General features: G+C 53.3%; 18 protein-coding genes and 1 pseudogene. 9 read left to right on the top strand and 10 right to left on the bottom strand.

What is annotated here, in order from left to right; translation table 11 throughout:
- The first annotated feature begins 52 nt into the window (after positions 1-52).
- From B1H58_RS20185 to pqiC, 4 genes and pseudogenes are all read left to right on the top strand, one after another.
- Positions 53-1,974 (top strand): annotated as a pseudogene (locus B1H58_RS20185) (ABC transporter ATP-binding protein).
- A gap of 15 nt (positions 1,975-1,989) precedes the next feature.
- Entirely contained in the window at positions 1,990-3,258 is a 1,269-nt protein-coding gene (gene pqiA, locus B1H58_RS20180) for a membrane integrity-associated transporter subunit PqiA (protein ID WP_085067392.1), read from the top strand.
- A complete protein-coding gene (gene pqiB, locus B1H58_RS20175; protein WP_085067391.1) occupies positions 3,245-4,888 on the top strand; it encodes an intermembrane transport protein PqiB in 1,644 nt (547 codons plus the stop codon). The genes pqiA and pqiB overlap by 14 nt, the downstream gene beginning before the upstream one ends.
- Entirely contained in the window at positions 4,885-5,463 is a 579-nt protein-coding gene (pqiC, locus tag B1H58_RS20170) for a membrane integrity-associated transporter subunit PqiC (protein ID WP_085067390.1), read from the top strand. The genes pqiB and pqiC overlap by 4 nt, the downstream gene beginning before the upstream one ends.
- Here the strand turns inward: pqiC and B1H58_RS20775 are convergent.
- The gene (locus B1H58_RS20775) at positions 5,460-5,693 is read right to left on the bottom strand and encodes a hypothetical protein (RefSeq protein WP_157130121.1); all 234 of its coding nucleotides are present in this window, start codon (positions 5,691-5,693) and stop codon (positions 5,460-5,462) included. The two genes, pqiC and B1H58_RS20775, sit on opposite strands and share 4 nt — an antisense overlap.
- A 34-nt stretch (positions 5,694-5,727) precedes the next feature.
- Between B1H58_RS20775 and rmf the strand changes: the two genes are divergently transcribed.
- Positions 5,728-5,910, top strand: coding sequence for a ribosome modulation factor (rmf, locus tag B1H58_RS20165; RefSeq protein ID WP_085067389.1), 183 nt, complete (start codon positions 5,728-5,730; stop codon positions 5,908-5,910).
- Positions 5,911-5,966: 56 nt separating this feature from the next.
- Here rmf and fabA read toward each other — a convergent pair whose 3' ends face one another.
- A complete protein-coding gene (gene fabA / locus B1H58_RS20160) occupies positions 5,967-6,485 on the bottom strand; it encodes a bifunctional 3-hydroxydecanoyl-ACP dehydratase/trans-2-decenoyl-ACP isomerase (RefSeq protein ID WP_085067388.1) in 519 nt (172 codons plus the stop codon).
- A gap of 67 nt (positions 6,486-6,552) precedes the next feature.
- Complete coding sequence (locus B1H58_RS20155; protein WP_085067387.1) at positions 6,553-8,301, bottom strand: AAA family ATPase; 1,749 nt, start codon at positions 8,299-8,301, stop codon at positions 6,553-6,555.
- A 181-nt stretch (positions 8,302-8,482) separates the two neighbouring features.
- On the opposite strand from B1H58_RS20155, the gene matP reads away from it, so the two are divergent.
- On the top strand, positions 8,483-8,944 hold the full coding sequence (gene matP / locus B1H58_RS20150; protein WP_085072194.1) for a macrodomain Ter protein MatP: 462 nt from the start codon (positions 8,483-8,485) through the stop codon (positions 8,942-8,944).
- An 85-nt stretch (positions 8,945-9,029) separates the two neighbouring features.
- Here the strand turns inward: matP and ompA are convergent, their stop codons facing one another.
- Positions 9,030-10,103 (bottom strand): porin OmpA, encoded by a 1,074-nt coding sequence (gene ompA / locus B1H58_RS20145; RefSeq protein WP_085072193.1) that lies wholly within the window; start codon positions 10,101-10,103, stop codon positions 9,030-9,032.
- Between the two features lie 350 nt (positions 10,104-10,453).
- On the bottom strand, positions 10,454-10,960 hold the full coding sequence (gene sulA / locus B1H58_RS20140; RefSeq protein ID WP_085072192.1) for an SOS-induced cell division inhibitor SulA: 507 nt from the start codon (positions 10,958-10,960) through the stop codon (positions 10,454-10,456).
- 209 nt (positions 10,961-11,169) lie between these two features.
- Here sulA and B1H58_RS20135 point away from each other — a divergent pair, with 209 nt between their 5' ends.
- Positions 11,170-11,787, top strand: coding sequence for a TfoX/Sxy family DNA transformation protein (locus B1H58_RS20135; RefSeq protein ID WP_085072191.1), 618 nt, complete (start codon positions 11,170-11,172; stop codon positions 11,785-11,787).
- On the opposite strand, the gene yccS is transcribed toward B1H58_RS20135, so the two are convergent.
- Positions 11,784-13,931 carry a YccS family putative transporter gene (yccS, locus tag B1H58_RS20130; protein WP_085072190.1) on the bottom strand — a complete coding sequence of 716 codons (2,148 nt, stop codon included), beginning with the start codon at positions 13,929-13,931 and terminating at the stop codon, positions 11,784-11,786. The genes B1H58_RS20135 and yccS overlap by 4 nt on opposite strands.
- A gap of 12 nt (positions 13,932-13,943) precedes the next feature.
- Positions 13,944-14,390: a YccF domain-containing protein gene (locus B1H58_RS20125; protein WP_085072189.1), complete on the bottom strand. Its 447-nt coding sequence runs from the start codon at positions 14,388-14,390 to the stop codon at positions 13,944-13,946.
- 135 nt (positions 14,391-14,525) lie between these two features.
- Between B1H58_RS20125 and helD the strand changes: the two genes are divergently transcribed.
- Positions 14,526-16,580: a DNA helicase IV gene (helD, locus tag B1H58_RS20120; protein WP_085072188.1), complete on the top strand. Its 2,055-nt coding sequence runs from the start codon at positions 14,526-14,528 to the stop codon at positions 16,578-16,580.
- 20 nt (positions 16,581-16,600) lie between these two features.
- Here helD and B1H58_RS20115 read toward each other — a convergent pair whose 3' ends face one another.
- Entirely contained in the window at positions 16,601-17,059 is a 459-nt protein-coding gene (locus B1H58_RS20115; protein ID WP_085072187.1) for a methylglyoxal synthase, read from the bottom strand.
- 73 nt (positions 17,060-17,132) lie between these two features.
- Positions 17,133-17,783: a DUF2057 family protein gene (locus B1H58_RS20110; RefSeq protein ID WP_085072186.1), complete on the bottom strand. Its 651-nt coding sequence runs from the start codon at positions 17,781-17,783 to the stop codon at positions 17,133-17,135.
- 189 nt (positions 17,784-17,972) lie between these two features.
- Between B1H58_RS20110 and B1H58_RS20105 the strand changes: the two genes are divergently transcribed.
- Complete coding sequence (locus B1H58_RS20105) at positions 17,973-18,398, top strand: CoA-binding protein (protein ID WP_085072185.1); 426 nt, start codon at positions 17,973-17,975, stop codon at positions 18,396-18,398.
- Positions 18,399-18,445: 47 nt separating this feature from the next.
- Here B1H58_RS20105 and hspQ read toward each other — a convergent pair whose 3' ends face one another.
- Positions 18,446-18,763: a heat shock protein HspQ gene (hspQ, locus tag B1H58_RS20100; protein WP_085072184.1), complete on the bottom strand. Its 318-nt coding sequence runs from the start codon at positions 18,761-18,763 to the stop codon at positions 18,446-18,448.
- Positions 18,764-18,797: the final 34 nt, after the last annotated feature.

Below are 18,797 nucleotides of genomic sequence, written 5' to 3'. Positions count from 1 at the left end.
GTCATATTCACAACTGCTGGCTGATTACGCACGCCGGTAAGGAATAAGCTGTATGTCACTAATTAGTATTCACAATGCCTACCTTTCGTTCAGCGATGCGCCGTTGCTGAATTATGCCGAGCTGCATATCGAAGAGAACGAACGCGTTTGTCTGGTCGGGCGCAACGGCGCCGGTAAATCCACACTGATGAAAATCATCAACGGCGAGCAACCGCTGGATGATGGTCGTATTATTTACGAGCAGGATCTGGTGGTGGCGCGTCTGCAACAGGATCCGCCGCGCAATATCGCTGGCACGGTATATGATTTCGTGCTGAAGGCGTTGCCGAGCAGGCTGAGCATCTGAAAGCCTATCATGCGATTTCGCATGTGGTGATGGATGACCCGAGCGAAAAAAATCTTAATGAGATGGCGCGTCTGCAGTCGCTGCTGGATCACCATAATCTGTGGCAGCTGGAGTCGCGCATTAACGATGTGCTGCAGCAGATAGGCCTGGAGCCGGAGGTTGAGCTGTCGTCGCTTTCCGGCGGCTGGTTACGTAAAGCTGCGTTGGGACGCGCGCTGGTGAGTAATCCACGCGTGTTGATGCTGGATGAGCCAACTAACCACCTGGATATTGAAACCATTGACTGGCTGGAAAATTTCCTGAAAACCTTCCAGGGCAGCATCGTCTTTATTTCGCATGACCGTTCTTTTATCCGCAATATGGCAACGCGTATTGTTGATCTCGATCGCGGCAAACTGGTCTCCTGGCCAGGCGACTATGACAAATATCTGGAAGGGAAAGAGGAAGCACTGCGCGTTGAAGAGATGCAAAACGCTGAATTTGACCGCAAGCTGGCACAGGAAGAAGTCTGGATCCGCCAGGGTATCAAAGCACGTCGTACCCGTAACGAAGGTCGCGTTCGCGCTCTGAAAGCGCTGCGTCGCGAGCGTTCAGAGCGTCGTGAGGTGATGGGCAAAGCGCAGATGCAGGTTGAAGAAGCGTCGCGCTCCGGCAAAATCGTCTTTGAACTGGAAAATGTCAATTACAGCATTGGCGACCGCACGCTGGTCAGAAACTTTAGCGCGCAGGTGCAGCGTGGCGATAAGATTGCGCTGATTGGCCCTAACGGCTGCGGTAAGACCACATTACTGAAGCTGATGCTGGGACAGCTCAAGGCGGACAGCGGTCGCGTGCACGGCGGCAGTAAACTGGAAGTGGCCTATTTCGATCAGCACCGTGCCATCCTCGATCCGGATCGCACCGTGATGGATAACCTTGCGGAAGGCAAACAGGAAGTAATGGTAAACGGTAAGCCGCGTCATGTTCTGGGCTACCTGCAGGAGTTCCTGTTCCATCCGAAGCGGGCGATGACGCCGGTCAGGGCGCTTTCCGGCGGAGAGCGTAACCGCCTGCTGCTGGCGCGTCTGTTCCTGAAGCCCAGCAACCTGTTGATTCTCGATGAGCCAACTAACGACCTGGATGTTGAAACGCTGGAGCTGCTGGAAGAGCTGATTGATGGCTATCAGGGTACCGTGCTGCTGGTCAGCCACGATCGTCAGTTTGTAGATAATACCGTTACCGAATGCTGGATCTTTGAAGGCAATGGCGATATCGGTACCTTTGTCGGCGGCTATCATGATGCGCAACAGCAGCGCGCCGCCTCGCGTCAGAGTCGCGCTGCGCCGGTGAAAACCGTGGCGGCAGCAGAAAAGCCAGTAAAAAACGAGACGGTTAAAAACGAAGTAAAAGCGTCCGGCACTAAACTAAGCTATAAGCTGCAGCGTGAACTGGACCAGCTGCCGCAACAGCTGGAAGCGCTGGAAAATCAGATAGAGCAACTGCAACTGCAGATGGCGGATGCTAACTTTTTCACCCAGCCGCATGAAAAAACGCAGCCGGTAGTGACCGCGCTGGCAGAAGCGGAACAGCAGTTGGAAACCGCGTTTGAACGCTGGGAATACCTTGAATCGCTGAAGAACGGCGGCTGAAATCGGGAGTAGGGTATGTGTTCAGCTGAACACCCGCAACACTGGATGCTTTGTCCACAGTGTGACCTGATGACGCAGTTGCCATCGGTTGCCATTGGTCAGAAAGCCAGCTGTCCACGCTGTCATACTACGCTAACCGCTAACTGGAGCGAGCCGCGCAAGCGGCCCTCCAGCTATGCGCTGGCTGCGCTATTTATGTTGCTGCTGGCAAACCTGTTTCCTTTCGTCAATATGCACGTGTCGGGCCTGAGCAGTGAAATCACCCTGATGGAAATTCCACAGGTCATGGTCTCAGAAGATTACGCCAGTCTCGCCACGCTGTTTATGCTGTTTGTTCAGGCGGTGCCGGCCTTTTGCATGATCGCGATCCTGCTGCTGGTGAATCGGCTGCCGTTGCCGCAGCGTCTGCAAATTGCTATCGCCCGCATTCTGTTTCAGCTCAGAAGCTGGGGAATGGCGGAAATCTTCCTCGCAGGCGTGCTGGTCAGTTTTGTTAAGCTGATGGCCTATGGCGATATTGGTATCGGCAGCAGTTTTTTACCCTGGTGTTTATTCTGTCTGCTGCAGCTGCGTGCTTTTCAGTGTGTTGATCGGCGCTGGCTATGGCGTCAGATTGCGCCTGAACCGCCGCTGCCAGCTGCGCCACAGGCGGGCATCAGCGGTCTGAAACAGGGACTGCGATCCTGTCCATGCTGTACAGCGGTGCTGCCGGCCGATCGTTTTCTCTGTCCACGCTGCGGCACCACAGGCCATGCGCGTCGGCGGCACAGTTTGCAATGGACGCTGGCGCTGCTGTTCACCTCCATTATTATCTACATCCCCGCCAATATCCTGCCGATTATGGTCACCGAAGCGCTCGGCGACAGGATGAACTCCAATATTATGGGCGGGGTGATCCTGCTCTGGAGCGATGGCTCTTATCCGGTGGCGCTGGTGATTTTTATCGCCAGTATTATGGTGCCTTCGTTGAAAATGGTGGCGATTGGCTGGCTGTGCTGGGATGCGCGGGGGCATGGCAGGCGAGACAGCGAAAGAATGCATCTGATTTATGAGGTGGTGGAGTTTGTGGGACGTTGGTCAATGATCGACGTTTTTGTGATTGCGGTACTTTCTGCGCTGGTGCGTATCGGACAGTTAATGAATATCTATCCTGCGCCAGGCGCACTCTTGTTTGCGGCGGTGGTCATTCTGACTATGTTTGCCGCCATGACGTTTGATCCGCGTCTGACGTGGGATTGCGAACCAGAAAATAATCTGAAGGAGCCGAGCCTTGACGGAAAATAATCACGGCGTTGCGAAGGTCGATCAGATCAAGCGCTGGTCACCGGTGTGGATCATTCCCCTTGTGACCGTGCTGATTGGTGCCTGGATCCTGTTTTATCATTTCAGCCATCAGGGACCGGAAGTTACGCTGATTACCACCAATGCCGAAGGCATTGAGGGCGGTAAAACGGCCATTAAAAGCCGCAGTGTTGATGTGGGCGTGGTGGAGAGCGCGGTATTAACTGACGATTTGCATCATGTAGAAATCAAAGCCCGCCTTAACGCGGGAATGGAGAAGCTGCTGCATGGCGACAGCGCCTTCTGGGTGGTTAAGCCGCAGGTAGGACGCGAAGGCATTACCGGTCTGGGTACATTATTATCCGGCGCTTATATTGAACTCCAGCCCGGCAGTAAAGGTGAAAAGCCAGAACAATATAGACTACTGGATTCGCCGCCGCTGGCACCGCCAGATGCGAAGGGTATCCGTATCGTGCTTGACAGCACCAAGGCAGGCCAGCTCAATCCAGGCGATCCGGTATTGTTCCGCGGCTATCGCGTGGGTTCAGTGGAAACCAGCAGCTTTGATGCGGATAAACGCGCAATGCAGTATCAGCTGTTTGTCGCCGCGCCCTACGATCGCCTGGTTACCTCAAATGTGCGTTTCTGGAAAGACAGCGGCATTGCCGTAGAGATGTCCGCCTCCGGTATGCGTGTGGAGATGGGCTCGTTGACCACGCTGTTCAGCGGTGGCGTTAGTTTTGACGTGCCTGACGGCTGGGAGCTGGGTGTACCGGCAGAAAACAAAGCGGAATACCATCTGTATGACGATCAGCGCAGCATCCAGGACTCGCTGTATACCACGCATCTGGATTTCCTGATGTTCTTTAGCGATTCGATTCGTGGGCTGCAGCCAGGGGCGCCGGTAGAGTTCCGCGGCATCCGTCTGGGAACAGTGGCACAGGCACCTTATACCGTTCCGGGCTGGAAACAGTCGCTGAATACGGATTACCGCATTCCGGTTCTGGTGCGTATTGAACCCGATCGCTTTGTTAACCGCCTGGGCGGTGACTTTGATATTCGCCAGCATTTGCGCGACGGCAAAAAACGCGGCCTGCGTGCTTCGTTGAAAACCGGCAACCTGCTTTCCGGCTCGTTGTATATCGATCTCGATTTCTATGACAACGCGCCGCAGTATAAAGGCCCGGAAAAAGTTGCCGGACTGGAGATCATTCCCACCGTTAGCGGCGGCCTGAGTCAGATTCAGCAGAAGCTTATGGATGCGCTGGATAAGATCAATAATCTGCCGCTGAATCCTATGATTAACCAGGCCACCGGCACGCTGAAAGAGAGCCAGCGTACCCTGCGCGAGCTGCAAAAGACGCTGGACAACGTGAATAAAATCACCGCCAGCCCCTCAATGCAGCAGCTGCCGCAGGATATGCAGCAAACGCTGCGCGAGCTGAACCGCAGCATGAAAGGTTTGCAGCCCGGCTCTCCGGCCTACAACAAGCTGGTTGGCGATATGCAACGACTGGATCAGGTGCTGCGTGAGCTGCAACCGGTGCTGAAGACGCTCAATCAAAAGAGCAACGCGCTGGTATTTGAAGCTAAACCGGGCGAAGACCCACAGCCGAAGAGGGCGAAACAATGATGAAATGGATGCCATTGCTGATGCTGGCGCTGAGCGCCTGCAGCAGCAACACGCAAACCACCCTGTATCAGCTGCCGGCGGGAACGTCGGCGGTTGCGCCGGTTAGCCAGAGCGCGTTGATGGTAAATAATTCGTTGCCAGTCTGGATCGAGCGCGTTTCGGTGCCTGATTATCTGGCAGGCAATGGCGTGGTTTATCAGACCAGCGACGTTAAATATGTTGTTGCCACCAGTAATCTGTGGGCCAGTCCGCTTGATCAGCAATTACAGCAAACGCTGGTAACCAACCTGAGTAATGCTTTGCCGGGCTGGCTAATTTCCACCACGCCGCTGGGTGAGCAGCACGATACGTTGAACGTTAACGTTACTGGCTTCCACGGACGTTATGATGGCCAGGCGATCATTAGCGGCAGCTGGACACTGGAGCATAACGGGCAAATTACGCGTCAGAACTTTAATCTGACGCTGCCGCAGCAGGAAGATGGCTATGATGCGATGGTCAGAACCCTGGCGCAGGGATGGCAACAGCAAGCGCAGCGTATGGCGACAGCCATTAGTGCCATAAGAAGTAATTAATTTTTCTTGAAAGTCAATTCCGGTTCGGCAGCGCATAGCGCGTTCGCTGGCCGGGATTTTTTATTGCAGATCATTCCGTTATCCCACCCGCAAATTTTCACCGCAGAAAAACCTTTAAAAATAGCCTGCCTGTATGACAATGGCGTGAAATTTGCGCATTGATCTTTTTCAGCGATAGGGGTAGAAAAGAAAAGTGGTTGCGCACTTTGTGACCATTGTTTTCTTTCCACCAGTTCCACCATACCTGAATGAGGGAAATGAGGCATGAAGAGACAGAAACGAGACCGCCTGGAACGAGCACATTCACGAGGCTATCAGGCTGGCATCACCGGGCGTTCAAAAGAAATGTGTCCTTATCAAATGATTGAGGCTCGGTCTCACTGGTTGGGAGGTTGGCGAAAAGCCATGGAGGACAGGGCAGTTAGCGTAAGTGCCGCGATGGTCTGACGGCCTGTCATAAAAAGGATAACCTCCGCATTTGCGGAGGTTTTTAATTCACCGCATCAAAAAGCGTTGGTGTCTTTAAACAGACCCACTTTCAGATCGCTGGCGGTATAGATAACGTTACCGTCAACCAGCACTTCGCCATCGGCCACGCCCATAACCAGTTTACGGTTGATGACGCGTTTGAAGTGAATACGATAGGTCACTTTTTTCGCTGTAGGCAGAACCTGACCGGTAAATTTCACTTCGCCTACGCCCAGCGCACGGCCTTTGCCTTCTGCACCCAGCCAGCCAAGATAGAAACCAACCAGCTGCCACATCGCATCCAGACCCAGACAGCCCGGCATCACCGGATCGCCAATAAAGTGACAGGCGAAGAACCAGAGATCAGGATTAATATCCAGCTCGGCTTCAACGTAACCTTTGTTGTAGTTGCCGCCTTCTTCGCTCATTTTGACCACGCGGTCCATCATCAGCATATTGCCAGAGGGCAGCGGCGGGCCTTCAGCACCAAATAGTTCGCCGCGACCAGAGGCAATCAGGTCTTCTTTTGTATAGGATTCGCGTTTATCTACCATGTTTCAATAAGCCTTTTTTTAGTGAATCACGAACATTAGCTAACAGGTGTAAGCTGAACAACTCCGATCAGCTGTGGTTAAACCAGTTTAGCCAACGTAGAGGCCAGGGACGCTGGCGCGCCTCCTGCTGATTAAATTCTGTGATGCGCGCCTGGATCGTTTGCAACAGGCAGGGAGCATCATCTTTTTTCCACGGAACGCCGGTGAGCAACGGCAGCGCTTCATCCACCTCGCTGACGGCCCAGATATGAAACTCTCCCGCCTGTACCGCATCAACAATTTGCTGTTGCAGGCAGAGATGTCGCACATTGGCGGCAGGGATAATCACGCCCTGCTGACCGGTTAAGCCTCGCTGCTGGCAGATCTCGAAAAAGCCTTCGATTTTTTCATTCAGGCCGCCTACCGGCTGCACATGACCGAACTGATCCACCGAGCCGGTTACCGCAATTTGCTGATTAATGGGCTCTCCGGCCAGCGCGCTGACCAGCGCGCACAGTTCGGCAAGAGAGGCGCTGTCGCCGTCTACTTCCGAATAGGACTGCTCAAATACCAGCGAAGCGGAGAAGGGCAGTTGCTGATCCAGCTCCAGTTCTGCAATCAAAAACGCCTGCATAATCATCATGCCTTTAGCATGAATGTTGCCGCCCAGCTCAGCCTTGCGCTCAACGTCAGTAAACTCGCCATCGCCCACGTGTACCACGCAGCTGATACGCGAAGGCTCGCCGAACGCGCGCGGATGTCCGGGAAATTCAATGACCGACAGGCCGTTGATTTGCCCTACCACGGCACCTTCCGTTTCAATAAGGACCTGATCAAGAAGAATCTCATCACGCATACGATCGGGCAGGAAACTTTCACGCCACAGGCGAGCATCCAGAGCGGCCTGAAGCGCGGCGGCATCCAGCTGTTCGCCATATAAGGCAGCATCGCGCAGCTGGCGGCCAAGCCAGGCCGGGCAGAGCGGAAGCGTTTCGCGATCGCCGCTATAGCGGACGGCCTCCTGCAGCAGGGCAGGCCAGAAGTTAACGGCAATTGGCGGTAAGCCCGCCTGACGCGCCAGCGCGGTTACCCAGCGGCACCATAACGCCATGTCTTCTTCTTCGTCGAGCTGCAGACTCTCTTCATATTCGCTGTAGATCGCCAGCGCCGCCAGTTCAGGCTCCATCTCCTGAAAATCAGCCAGGGCGTCACGATCGCCGCACAGCACCAGCTTTAACTGCAGCGGCATTGAGGGGACTGTCACCGGCAGCGGGCGCGATTCATCAGGCGACAGCCAGTCGAAACGCTGCCGGGCAATGGTCTGCTTCAGCCGCAGCCACAGCAGCGGTTGGGCCAGCAGAGCACGCAACGAAAGCATTAAGATGCCGCCGTTAGCCCGATGGATCAGACCTGGCTGCAGGCTGATGCGTTGGGAAAAAATACGTACGCAGCCAAACAGCTGCTCAGACTCGATCCAGTCGGCGAAATGTACGCCGCCGCGGCTGGCGAAGGGATCATCTGCTGATTTGGCAGGCTGCCAGGTTATCTGTTCTTCATTGATCAGATAGTTACCGCCGTAAAGCGCTTCCGTCTGGCTACTGTTATGCTGTAATGTCTGCGCCAGCAATGACAGATTCTCACTGTTTTCCGCACAGCGTATCAGCATCAATGAAAAAGGCGCGCTGCTGTTCTGCAGCAGGCTGGCTGCATCAAACAGACGAGGCTGAACGTCGGGGAGAATATCACCGATATTATCGCTAAAGACGCGGGAAAAAAGAGGCTGGAAGCTTTCGGCATCAGGCTGTAGCGCCTGCCATGCAAGTCGGTTGCTGGTCAAAGTAATCGTATTTGTCTGAATAAATGAAAAGCGCGATTATACAGCTTTTCAGGCTGTTACGCACGGCAGAGATTAGACTGATTCTCAACAGTGTGGCGGAGTCGCCGCTGCGCCTTTCTCTGCCGCAAGTCGTAAAAAAGCTGTTATTCTTAGTTTGTTACCTGCTCATGATGAGATTCCGATGAAATATCAGCAGCTGGAAAATCTTGAAAGCGGATGGAAATGGAAATACCTGGTAAAAAAATACCGGGAAGGGGAGCCGATTACCCGTTACATTGAAATCAGCGCCGCACAGGAAGCCGTCAGGGCTTTGCTGGCCATGGAAAACCATCCGGTAGAGGTGTTGAAATGGATTGAGCAACACATTAATCCGGCGCTGGAAAACCGTATGAAGCAGACGATTCGTGCGCGCCGTAAACGTCACTTTAATGCCGAGCATCAGCACACGCGTAAGAAATCGATCGATTTAGAATATCTGGTGTGGCAACGGCTGGCGGGGCTGGCGCAGCGTCGCAACAGCACCTTATCGGATACGATCGTACAGTTGATTGAGGATGCTGAGCGAAAAGAAAAATATGCCAGCCAGATGTCGACGCTACGTCAGGATCTGCAGGCTATTTTGGGCAAGGACGATGTGAGCTAATGCGGAAAAATGAAAAATAACCGTTTTTCCCGGTAAGCAGCCAATAAAAAACCCCGCCGGAGCGGGGTTTTTCTTAACGTATTACTTAAGCCTGCGGCTGAGTAACAACGTCTTTCAGACCTTTAACTTCGATTTCTACGCGACGATCCGGACCCAGGCAGTCGATCAGGGCGTTACGGCCTTTCACGCTGTCACAGGTGTTGCCGGTAACCGGGTTAGATTCACCCATGCCACGTGCAGAGATCTTGTCAGCTGGGATACCTTTAGATACCAAGTAGTCAACCACAGACTGAGCGCGTTTTTCAGACAGCTTCTGGTTGTACTGCTCTGAACCGATACGGTCGGTGTAGCCCAGAACAACAACGGAACCGTCTTTCGGATCCATTGAGCTCAGCTGAGAATACAGCTGATCCAGCGCCTGCTGGCCTTCGCCTTTCAGGGTTGCTTTGTTGAAGGTGAACAGCACGTCTGATTTCAGCGTGAAGTGTTTGGTTTCAACAACCGGAGCCGGAGCCGGAGTCGGCGCTACAACCGGAGCTGCTGCATTGTCCTGACCGAAACGGTAAGACAGACCTAAGCTCAGCATGGCGTTGTCAGGACGAGTACCAACGGTACCTGCGTCACCGATGTTGTTAACCCACTGGTAGTCCAGACGGGTAGCCCAGTTTTGGTTCAGTGCGTATTCAACACCAACGGCTGCCAGCGGAGAAACGCCGGTGTCGTGGTCGTTACGGCTGATGTTGGTACCCACTTCGTGCTGAGTAGAATCAGCGCGCCATACCATACCACCCAGACGGGTATAAACGTCCAGGTCATCCATGATCGGGTAGCTCAGTTTCGCTGCCAGCTGGATGCCCTGTGCTTTAAATGCGCCGTTAACTACGTCGCCTTTGTTAGGCATGCGGCCAAGCCAGTCATAACCCAGTTCGAAGCCCAGGTACGGGTTAGCCTGATAACCAACGAATGCACCAGCGCCCAGCTGGCTTTCGTGAGTCGGGCCATCGTTGTTCACGTAGTTGTTACCGTAGTAACCAGTATCGTGATACTGAGACCAGCCCAGTTTGGCACCGGTGTACCAGGTGTCATCTTTCGGTGCGGCCTGCGCTACGGTAGCGAAGCCAGCCAGTGCCACTGCAATTGCGATAGCTGTCTTTTTCATTTTTTGCGCCTCGTTATCATCCAAATAGGCAAGGAGCTTAAATTAAGCTCTTGGTTGTAATCCTTCGCCGGGTCCTTTTGCTCGATTATTACTCTACCGGAAAACGGAGGTTATTGAGCACCCTGGCGAGATAAAGTCTACAACGTGGCGAGAAACTTACAAGTAAGATGTGAGGGCGCTCGGCAAAAAAAGGACGTTTCAGACATAAATTTTAACAATAGACATCTGTTTGAACGATATAAAGAAGCTTATTTAGCGCGGCAGAAGCGAGGCTTAGCCGCGTGAGAGTAGAATCAGCGGGTTATTAAAAGAAAGTGAGAATTTTTAGCTGAGATTTATCTTATATTTACTTAATGATACAAAGTTGAGTGAATTTTCAGCCGGTTTTTTTGTCCGCTGGAACAAGTAGCGCCAGTTTGAGGACGCATTATGAGCCCAAGAGCCTGCCCTGCGGACGCTGCTTCTTCAAGCCGACGACGATCGTTTTCGCTTATATCATTAGCAAACCAGCCCAAAACTACACTGTAATTCCCGGTTTGCAGCGCTTTTATCATCGCCTCAACCGTACTGAACTCTTGATGATAAGGGAGCTGCATCATCTTATTCAGCGGCAGTCCCGAAGCCTTAAGCCACTGCCGGCTGATCTTTTGCGGCGGCGTCAACCAGAGCTGCCAGCGCGACTGCGTACCCAACTGCTGTAATAGCGGCAGGAGTAACAGCTGCGTTAGCCCTGGCTGAGCTTCGCTATAGCTTAGCTCGCTGATCCAACCGGTTGTTAAGACCGGCGATACGGCAACGCGAGAATGACCAGGCAAAGCAGAACGAGCAAAAGAAGACTTCAGTAAATGAGTACGCATGATTATCAGCTCATGTGGTTACTGTATGGATATACAGTAATGCGCTGAGCACTTAAGATCAACCTCATTTTTTGAAAACGTCTCGCACTTTTCACATGCAAAAGAATGCAAGCTCATTTAGCAATTGAACCATTAATAAGAATTGCCTATGTTTTAGCTGATGGAAAACAGTAGGTTAGTTTAGGTTTCTTAAGGAAAAGGAGCAGGATATGGATTCTTACCAACGGATAATTCAATCAAAACAGCAGCTGGCGGCATTAGGCAATATTACCGTGCGCTCGCAATTCGGCGGCTATAGCCTGGCCGTGGAAAAAGTGGTGTTCGCCTTGATTACCGATGGCGAACTTTATCTGCGAGCCAGCGAAACGCTAACGCGCTATCTCCGTACGCAATCGTTAACGCCGCTGGTTATCGATAAACGCGGCATTGCGGTAGAATTACGTTATTACCATATTGATGAAGCGTTATGGAACAACCGGCCGTTGTTAATCAGGCTGTCAAAATCGGCGCTGGCTCTGGCGCAGCAGCAAAAAAGTGCGCGCAAAAATAATATCCGCCTTAAAGACCTGCCTAATCTGGGCATTCGCATGGAAATGCTGTTACGCGAGATCGGCATTAACAGCGTATACGCACTGCGCGAGGCGGGAGCAAAGCGGTGCTGGCTACGTTTAAGAATGCGTAACCAGCACCTGGGGCTGAACTGTTTAATGGCGCTGCAGGGCGCGATTTCTGGTCATCATCAGGCGGCCCTGCCCGCAGAGATAAAAGAAGAGCTGCGTAACTGGTTTGATTGCGCCGTGCATGGGGAAAAAGCACGACAAAACTAACCGGCGGAAGAGGAGGCCAGCTGCTTTTTCAGGCGGGCAATTTCGGGCAACAGCGCAATCAACAAACCGATTTGTTGTAATACCAGCTGCGCCTGTGAATCCGCCTCGCTGTCAAACCCTCCAATACGGGTAGCAAGCTCACCCATCATCTGCTGCGCTTGCTGCTCGCTGACAATATCTATCTGTAATACATCATCAACATAGCAGACGGCATCATCCAGTAACGCCAGCAGCTCTGGCTGCGTTATTTTTTCACGATGCGCGCCTAACGCTGAGATGTAGCTTAAAAAAGAGTGATTCAGGCAGAGCAGACGAAATGCCGCTTCACGCAGCTGCGGATCCGGGCGCATTTCGGTTGAAAGGTTGGAAACCACCGAGGCCAGCTCGGCATCACCGTTATGCGCGTCGCGGCGTGCAATACGGTAGGCCAGGCGGTTATCTTTCCCCTGGTGATACTGTTCCAGAATTGCATCCAGATATCGGCAGTTAGCCGTTAAGGTTTTTTCCGCCACCGCCGGCAGGCGTCGGAAACGCCAGTCTGGCCAGATAAAACTAACCGCCAGCCAGGCGATGCCGCAGCCCAACAGCGTGTCGACAATACGGGGAACAGCCACATCGAAGCCTTCGCCCAGCAAATTAAAGCAGAGCAGCACCAGCAGCGTGATGAACATAGTGGCATGCGCATACTGTACCTGGCGGAAAGCAAAAAACAGCACGCCTGACAGCACAATCAGCAGCAGCTGCCCATCCACAGAAGGCACCAGCCATAAAACCGGCAAACCAATAGCGATGCCGGTTAAGGTGCCGATAATGCGCAGCGCCAGACGGCGGCGCGTTGCGTTATAGCCGGGCTGACAAACAAACAGGCTGGTCAACAGGATCCAGTAACCACGCTCCAGACCGGTCAGCTGAATAAAGGCGTAGCCAACGCACAGCACCAGCGACATCCGCACGGCATGACGAAAAAGCGGTGATTCTGGCGTTAAATGACGGCTAATACGCAGACGAATATCGCTCCAGCCAGTTAATCCCTCGCTGGAGAGATGCGTATCGCTGCCATCCCGATGCGCCTGCTCCAGCGCCTGCTCTGACTCTATCGTTGCCAGTTGGGCATCGATTGCTTTTAAATTGCGTAGTAAATAGTGCAGCGCTTTTTGGCGCGCTTTATCTTCTGTTGTATCAGGTAGCCGATCCAGCGCCGCCTGCAGGTGATTAAAAGCGCGCTCAAAACGCATATCATGCTGATAGCTGCGCTGCAGCAGAATCGCATCGGAAAGCTGACGACAGGCGCGCGCCTGCATGGTCAACAGACGCTGAAAACGAAACAGAATTTCGCTGTAGCGCCACTCCTGACGCAGGGCATGATATTGCACATGAGAAGAGCTGGCGCGTTCATGAATATCCTGCGCGACAAAATAATAATGCAATGTTCGCCGCGTACCGCGTTGCCCGCGATCGCCGCGTAACCGACTCTGGATCGAGGTTTTCGTCTCATTAAGCACGGCCACCAGCTTGCTGTTAGCCATCGCCACTTCAACCAGCCCGCCGTCGTCGTTTTCTTCCGTATCTGGGTCAAACAGGCTGGCCTTGGCGTCCAGGTAATTAGCCAGCATGCTGTAGCTGCGCGCCATGTTTTCCTGTAACGGGCGAATAGGAAACAGCAGGTGTCCTGTCAGCGTTAGCAGGTTATACCAGACAGCGCCCAGCAGCAGCAGGATCGGCTGGAGATACCACTGCGAAAAAAGACCCGCGCCAAGCATGGTGTAAATAGCAATCAGCAGCGCGCCAAAGGCGATAGTGGCATAGCGCTGGCCAAGCGCACCCAGCAAAATAAAACCCCAGGTAGAAATCGCCAGGCCGAGAATAAATAGCCAGGGCCAGGGGAAAAGTAACTCTACCGAAACCGAAGCGATGCAAAAACAGAGCAGCGTGATAAACAGATTGCGCAATCGGCCAGTGAAGCGGTCATCAAGATCGGCCAGCGCGGCGGCAACCACGCCCAGCGTAAGCGGTAATGTCCAGACAACCTGCTGGATCCACCAGGGAAAGGCGGCCGCGCCCGCCAGCGCCAGAAAAATGCGGGTCAGATAAAGCCCGGTACTGTTCGCCGTATAACGACGCAAACCCGCAGTTAACGCAATCATGACATGGCGCCCTTACTGATAGCGACGACGCGCATTAGCTTCACGTGCCGCACGCGCTTCTTCAGTGGAGACAACGCGGCGGCCAACCGGCCATAGCGCAATCGCCGCCAGCTTAAAGTTGGCAATACCTACCGGAATGCCAATGATGCTGATGCATTGTGTAATGCCGAGCATAATGTGGGAAAGGCACAGCCACCAGCCAAAGAAGATAAACCAAAAAATATTCAGCAACGTGCCACCGGTATTCAGCAGCGTGTTGCTTTGTTCAGGACGTAATTCATCTACATGAACCGCCTCATTACCATAAGGTAGCAGGGAAAGTTTCGTTATCTCCCAGCAGGAGCGTGTCAGTGGCAGGGTAAAGATCAAAACGATGCTTACAAGGGTAGCGAACAACCAGCACAGTGTGGTAAAGAAGCCACCTAATACAAAATTAAGGATATTCAAAACGGTACGCATAACAGGCTTCCTTCAAAAACAGAATTTATCCAGCATCACTGCGCTTGATTGTAACCTGTTTTAACCCTGGAGCGGTAAACTACGGCTCGGTAGACTAAACAGCAAACCGTATCCATCCACCTTTGGTTATAACGCATGGAACTAAAAGCAACGTCGCTCGGCAAACATCTGGCGCAGCACCCCTACAATCGGGTACGGCTATTAAGCGCCGGGGTAGAAGTCAGCGGTGAAAAACATGAGTATCTGATCCCGTTTAACCAGCTGCTGGAAATTAAATGCAAACGCGGCCTGATCTGGGGAGAGCTGGAGTTTACCCTGCCGGATGAAAAAGTTGTGCGTCTGCACGGTACGGAGTGGCAGGAAACGCAGCGCTTTTATCACTATCTTATGCAGGCATGGCAGGGCTGGAGCGAAGAGATGAGCGCAATCAGCGCCGGCGTGCTCGAGACGCTGGTGGCGGCCTTACCGCAGCAGGAAACCCAGGCTCGCTGGTTAAAGCAGCGTGAGCTGGCTGAACTGCAGCAGCAGATCGAAGAAACCTTTTCCGCTTTACCGCTGCCTTGCTCACGGCTGGAGAATTTCGATAACTGTCGGACGCTTTACCGCCAGTGCCGGGAGTGGCTATGCCGTGGCGAAGCAGAACGGGCGAGGCGTAACGACGTCTGGACTCAACGGATGCTGGAAGAGCATGCCGATTTTTTTGCTACGGTAGAATCAGCCCCGCTCAATCTTGCGCAGGCGCGTGCGGTGGTGAATGGTGAAGAGACGCTACTGGTGCTGGCGGGTGCCGGCAGCGGTAAAACTGCGGTTCTTGTGGCGCGGGCGGGCTGGCTGCTACGCCAGCAGCAGGCTCAGCAGCAGCAAATTTTGCTGCTGGCGTTCGGGCGTCAGGCTGCGGAAGAGATGAACGAGCGCATCAGGAGCCGACTGCATATTGAAGAGCCGGAGGCGCGCACCTTTCACTCGCTGGCGCTGCATATCATCCGTGAGAGCAGTAATAAAACGCCGCTGATCTCCCGCCTTGAAACCGATAGCGAGGCAAGACGCCAGCTGCTGGTTGAAACCTGGCAACAACAGTGCGCGGAAAAGAAAGCCCACGCTAACGGCTGGCGGCAGTGGCTGACGGAAGAGCTGGAGTGGACGGTGCCGGAGAGCGATTTCTGGCAAGACCATGCGCTGGCGCAGCGGTTAGCAAGCCGTCTGGAAAGCTGGCTTGGCCTGATGCGTATGCATGGCGGAGCCCAGGCGGCAATGATTGCTGACGCGCCGGACGCGATACGCGATCTCTTCGCTAAACGCGTTAAGCTGATGGCGCCGCTGTTGAAAGCGTGGAAAAGCGCGCTGAAAGAAGAGGGGGCGGTCGATTTCTCCGGGCTGATCCATCAGGCGATTAACCTGGTAGAGAAAGGGCGGTTTATCAGTCCCTGGAAACATATCCTGGTGGATGAGTTTCAGGATATTTCGCCGCAGCGGGCGTTATTGCTGGCCGCTTTACGCAAACAGAATCGGCAAACCAGCTTGTTTGCCGTGGGTGATGACTGGCAGGCGATCTACCGTTTTAACGGAGCGGAAATGACGCTGACAACCTCATTTCATCATTATTTTGGCCAGGGGGATAGCTGCATGCTGGATACCACCTGGCGTTTTAACGATCGCATCGGTGACATCGCCAACCGCTTCGTGCAGGAAAATCCTCATCAGCTTGCTAAACCGCTTAACAGCCTGACAAAAGGTACCAGGAAAGCTATTTCGCTGCTGCCTGACGACCGGCTGGAAGATTTGCTGAATAAAATCAGCGGCTACGCCCTGCCAGAAGAGCGGGTGTTGCTGCTGGCTCGCTATCATCATCTGCAACCCGCATTACTGGCAAAAGCCAAAACCCGCTGGCCTAAGCTCAGGCTGGATTTTATGACAATTCACGCCAGCAAAGGGCAGCAGGCGGATTATGTGATCCTGTTGGGATTGCAGGCGGGAAGTGACGGCTTCCCGGCTCCGACGCGTGAGTCGGTAATCGAAGAGGGGCTGCTGCCCCAGCCTGAAGATTTTCCTGATGCGGAGGAGCGACGCCTGGCTTATGTGGCGATAACGCGAGCGAAACAGCAGGTCTGGCTGCTTTATAATCGTCAGCAGCCGTCAGTATTCGTCGAAGATTTTAAACGACTGGGCGTTCCGCTGCTGCGTAAACCCTAGAGAGGGTAAGCCCGGTGCGTTTATTTAAGGCGCGCCTGCAGATAGTTTTGATAATCGGGGATCTGAATGGTAACCGCCTGATTAAATAACGGTGACTGGATCAGGAAGTCAGCGGTAGAACGGTTAGTGGCCGTTGGGATATTCCAGACGGTGGCAAGACGCAGCAGTGCTTTTACATCCGGATCGTGCGGCACGGCGTTCAGCGGATCCCAGAAGAAGATCAACAGATCGATTTTACCCTCGGCGATTAGCGCGCCTACCTGCTGATCGCCGCCCATCGGGCCGCTAAGCATGGCATTAACCTCAAGGCCGGTAGCCCGCTGGATCAAATTGCCCGTGGTGCCAGTGGCATAGAGCCTGTGTGCATCCAGCAGCGTTTTATGCTGGCTGACCCACTCCAGCAGTGCGGTTTTACAATGGTCGTGTGCCACCAGGGCAATGGTTTTCGCTTCGGCAAGAATACGGCTGGTTTGCTCCATTGATGCATCCTGTTGAGAATAAGGTGAAAATAGGGAAACAAACCCAGAGTTTACCGCTGCGGAGCGGTAAACATCAACTTGGCCGTAGCGCTTTCATCCAGCTTACCAGGCGCTGGCGCGTGGCGCTGTCGACCTGATGAAACCAGAGTTGCAGCATACGCTCCGCGGGCATATTAGCGCCTACCACATCAACCGGGAATTTCTCCTGTTGCATGCTTAACGGCGGTTGCTGAGCGAAACGGGGGACGGATGCCACCTGACCGTTGCGGTTATAGGCTATCAGCGCTTTTTCCAGATCGGTCTGATGTCCCTGCAGCAGGGGAAGGCGATCGCGGCGGCTTTCAACCGTCTGACCTTTTTCGTCTACCAGGATAAAAGCGCTGTTTTTATCAAACTGGCGACGATCGCGCAGGTTTTCCAGCGCGGGAAGCCGAATAGAAATGGATTTGGCTTTGGCGACAAATGTCACGATTAAAGGGGCGGAAATATAGCTACGCTTTACGTTGCCATGAGAAGTGTCGAGTACTTTTTCAACGCGGAACAGAAGCTGATGCTCCCCATTGTCCAGCTCCAGTCCTTCAGCTCCCTTGAGCAGTGAGCCTGAAATTTTGCGTCCGTCCAGTACCAGCAGATCGATATTGGGATCGAGCCTGAGCGTAGTCGCGTAACAGGATGTTGCGAACAACAACGCAAACATACCTGAACAGATCAAACGCAGCTTCATTATTTCTCCAGAAGGCGCACGGGAATCCCGGCAGTGAATGTATCAAATTCTTACATTATGGCAGTGTGTTAACATTTTAACATATTATTTTGTGCCCTGAATCGCTAAATGCGCAGATGAATGCCAGCAATTCATTACCTAACTGTAAATAACCTAAAATGGGTCAATCCATTGTATCAGGAGTCATTCATGAACGATCAGATGATTGCCGACGTGTTGCGTTCTACCCGGACCATTGCGTTAGTGGGTGCCAGCGATAAAACAACCCGTGCCAGCTATGGCGTGATGGCCTGGCTGCTACAGCAGGGCTATCAGGTTATTCCGGTCAGTCCAAAGCTGGCAGGCCAGACATTACTGGGGCAAAAAGTATATGCCACGCTGGCAGAGATCCCTGTGCCGGTTGACATGGTAGATGTGTTCCGTAATTCAGAGGCGGCGTGGGGCGTGGCGCAGGAGGCGATTGCTATCGGTGCGAAGACGCTCTGGCTGCAGCAGGGCGTGATAAATGAACAGGCTGCGGTGCTGGCTGGAGAAGCAGGGCTAAACGTGGTCATGGACCGCTGTCCAAAAATTGAGATCCCGCGGCTGGGGTTACTGAAAAATCAGGCGAACTGATCGCGCAGCGTAAAGAAAATGAGATGCCTGGCGCGCCAGGCATAATATTAGTGACGTAAGCGAGGGGATAAAAGCTGTTGACGAACTGACTCGGCCAGTTCATCCAGCGAAGGCTGTTCGGGATGAACGGTTTGCGCTTCGCCTGCAAGCTGTGCTTCGGCCAGATAGGTATGAATCGGCTCACCGTCATCGTCTTCGGTAACGACATGATACCAGGGCGCAGTACGTAACATCTCATTTGCGCCCACATCATCAATATCAGGGTCGTCTAACGAATACTCGGGATCGACATCAACCACCACGCCCAGAAAGCCCAGCATCTTATGACGCACCTGCTGTCCAATTCCAAATTTACTGGCAATCATCAATACCTCCTGACAAACATTGCCTTTAACCACA

The organism is Pantoea alhagi, from assembly GCF_002101395.1.
GTDB classification, from domain to species: Bacteria; Pseudomonadota; Gammaproteobacteria; order Enterobacterales; family Enterobacteriaceae; genus Mixta; species Mixta alhagi.
Note: the sequence above shows the minus strand (reverse complement) of the source record. Positions and strands in the feature narration are given on the sequence as shown.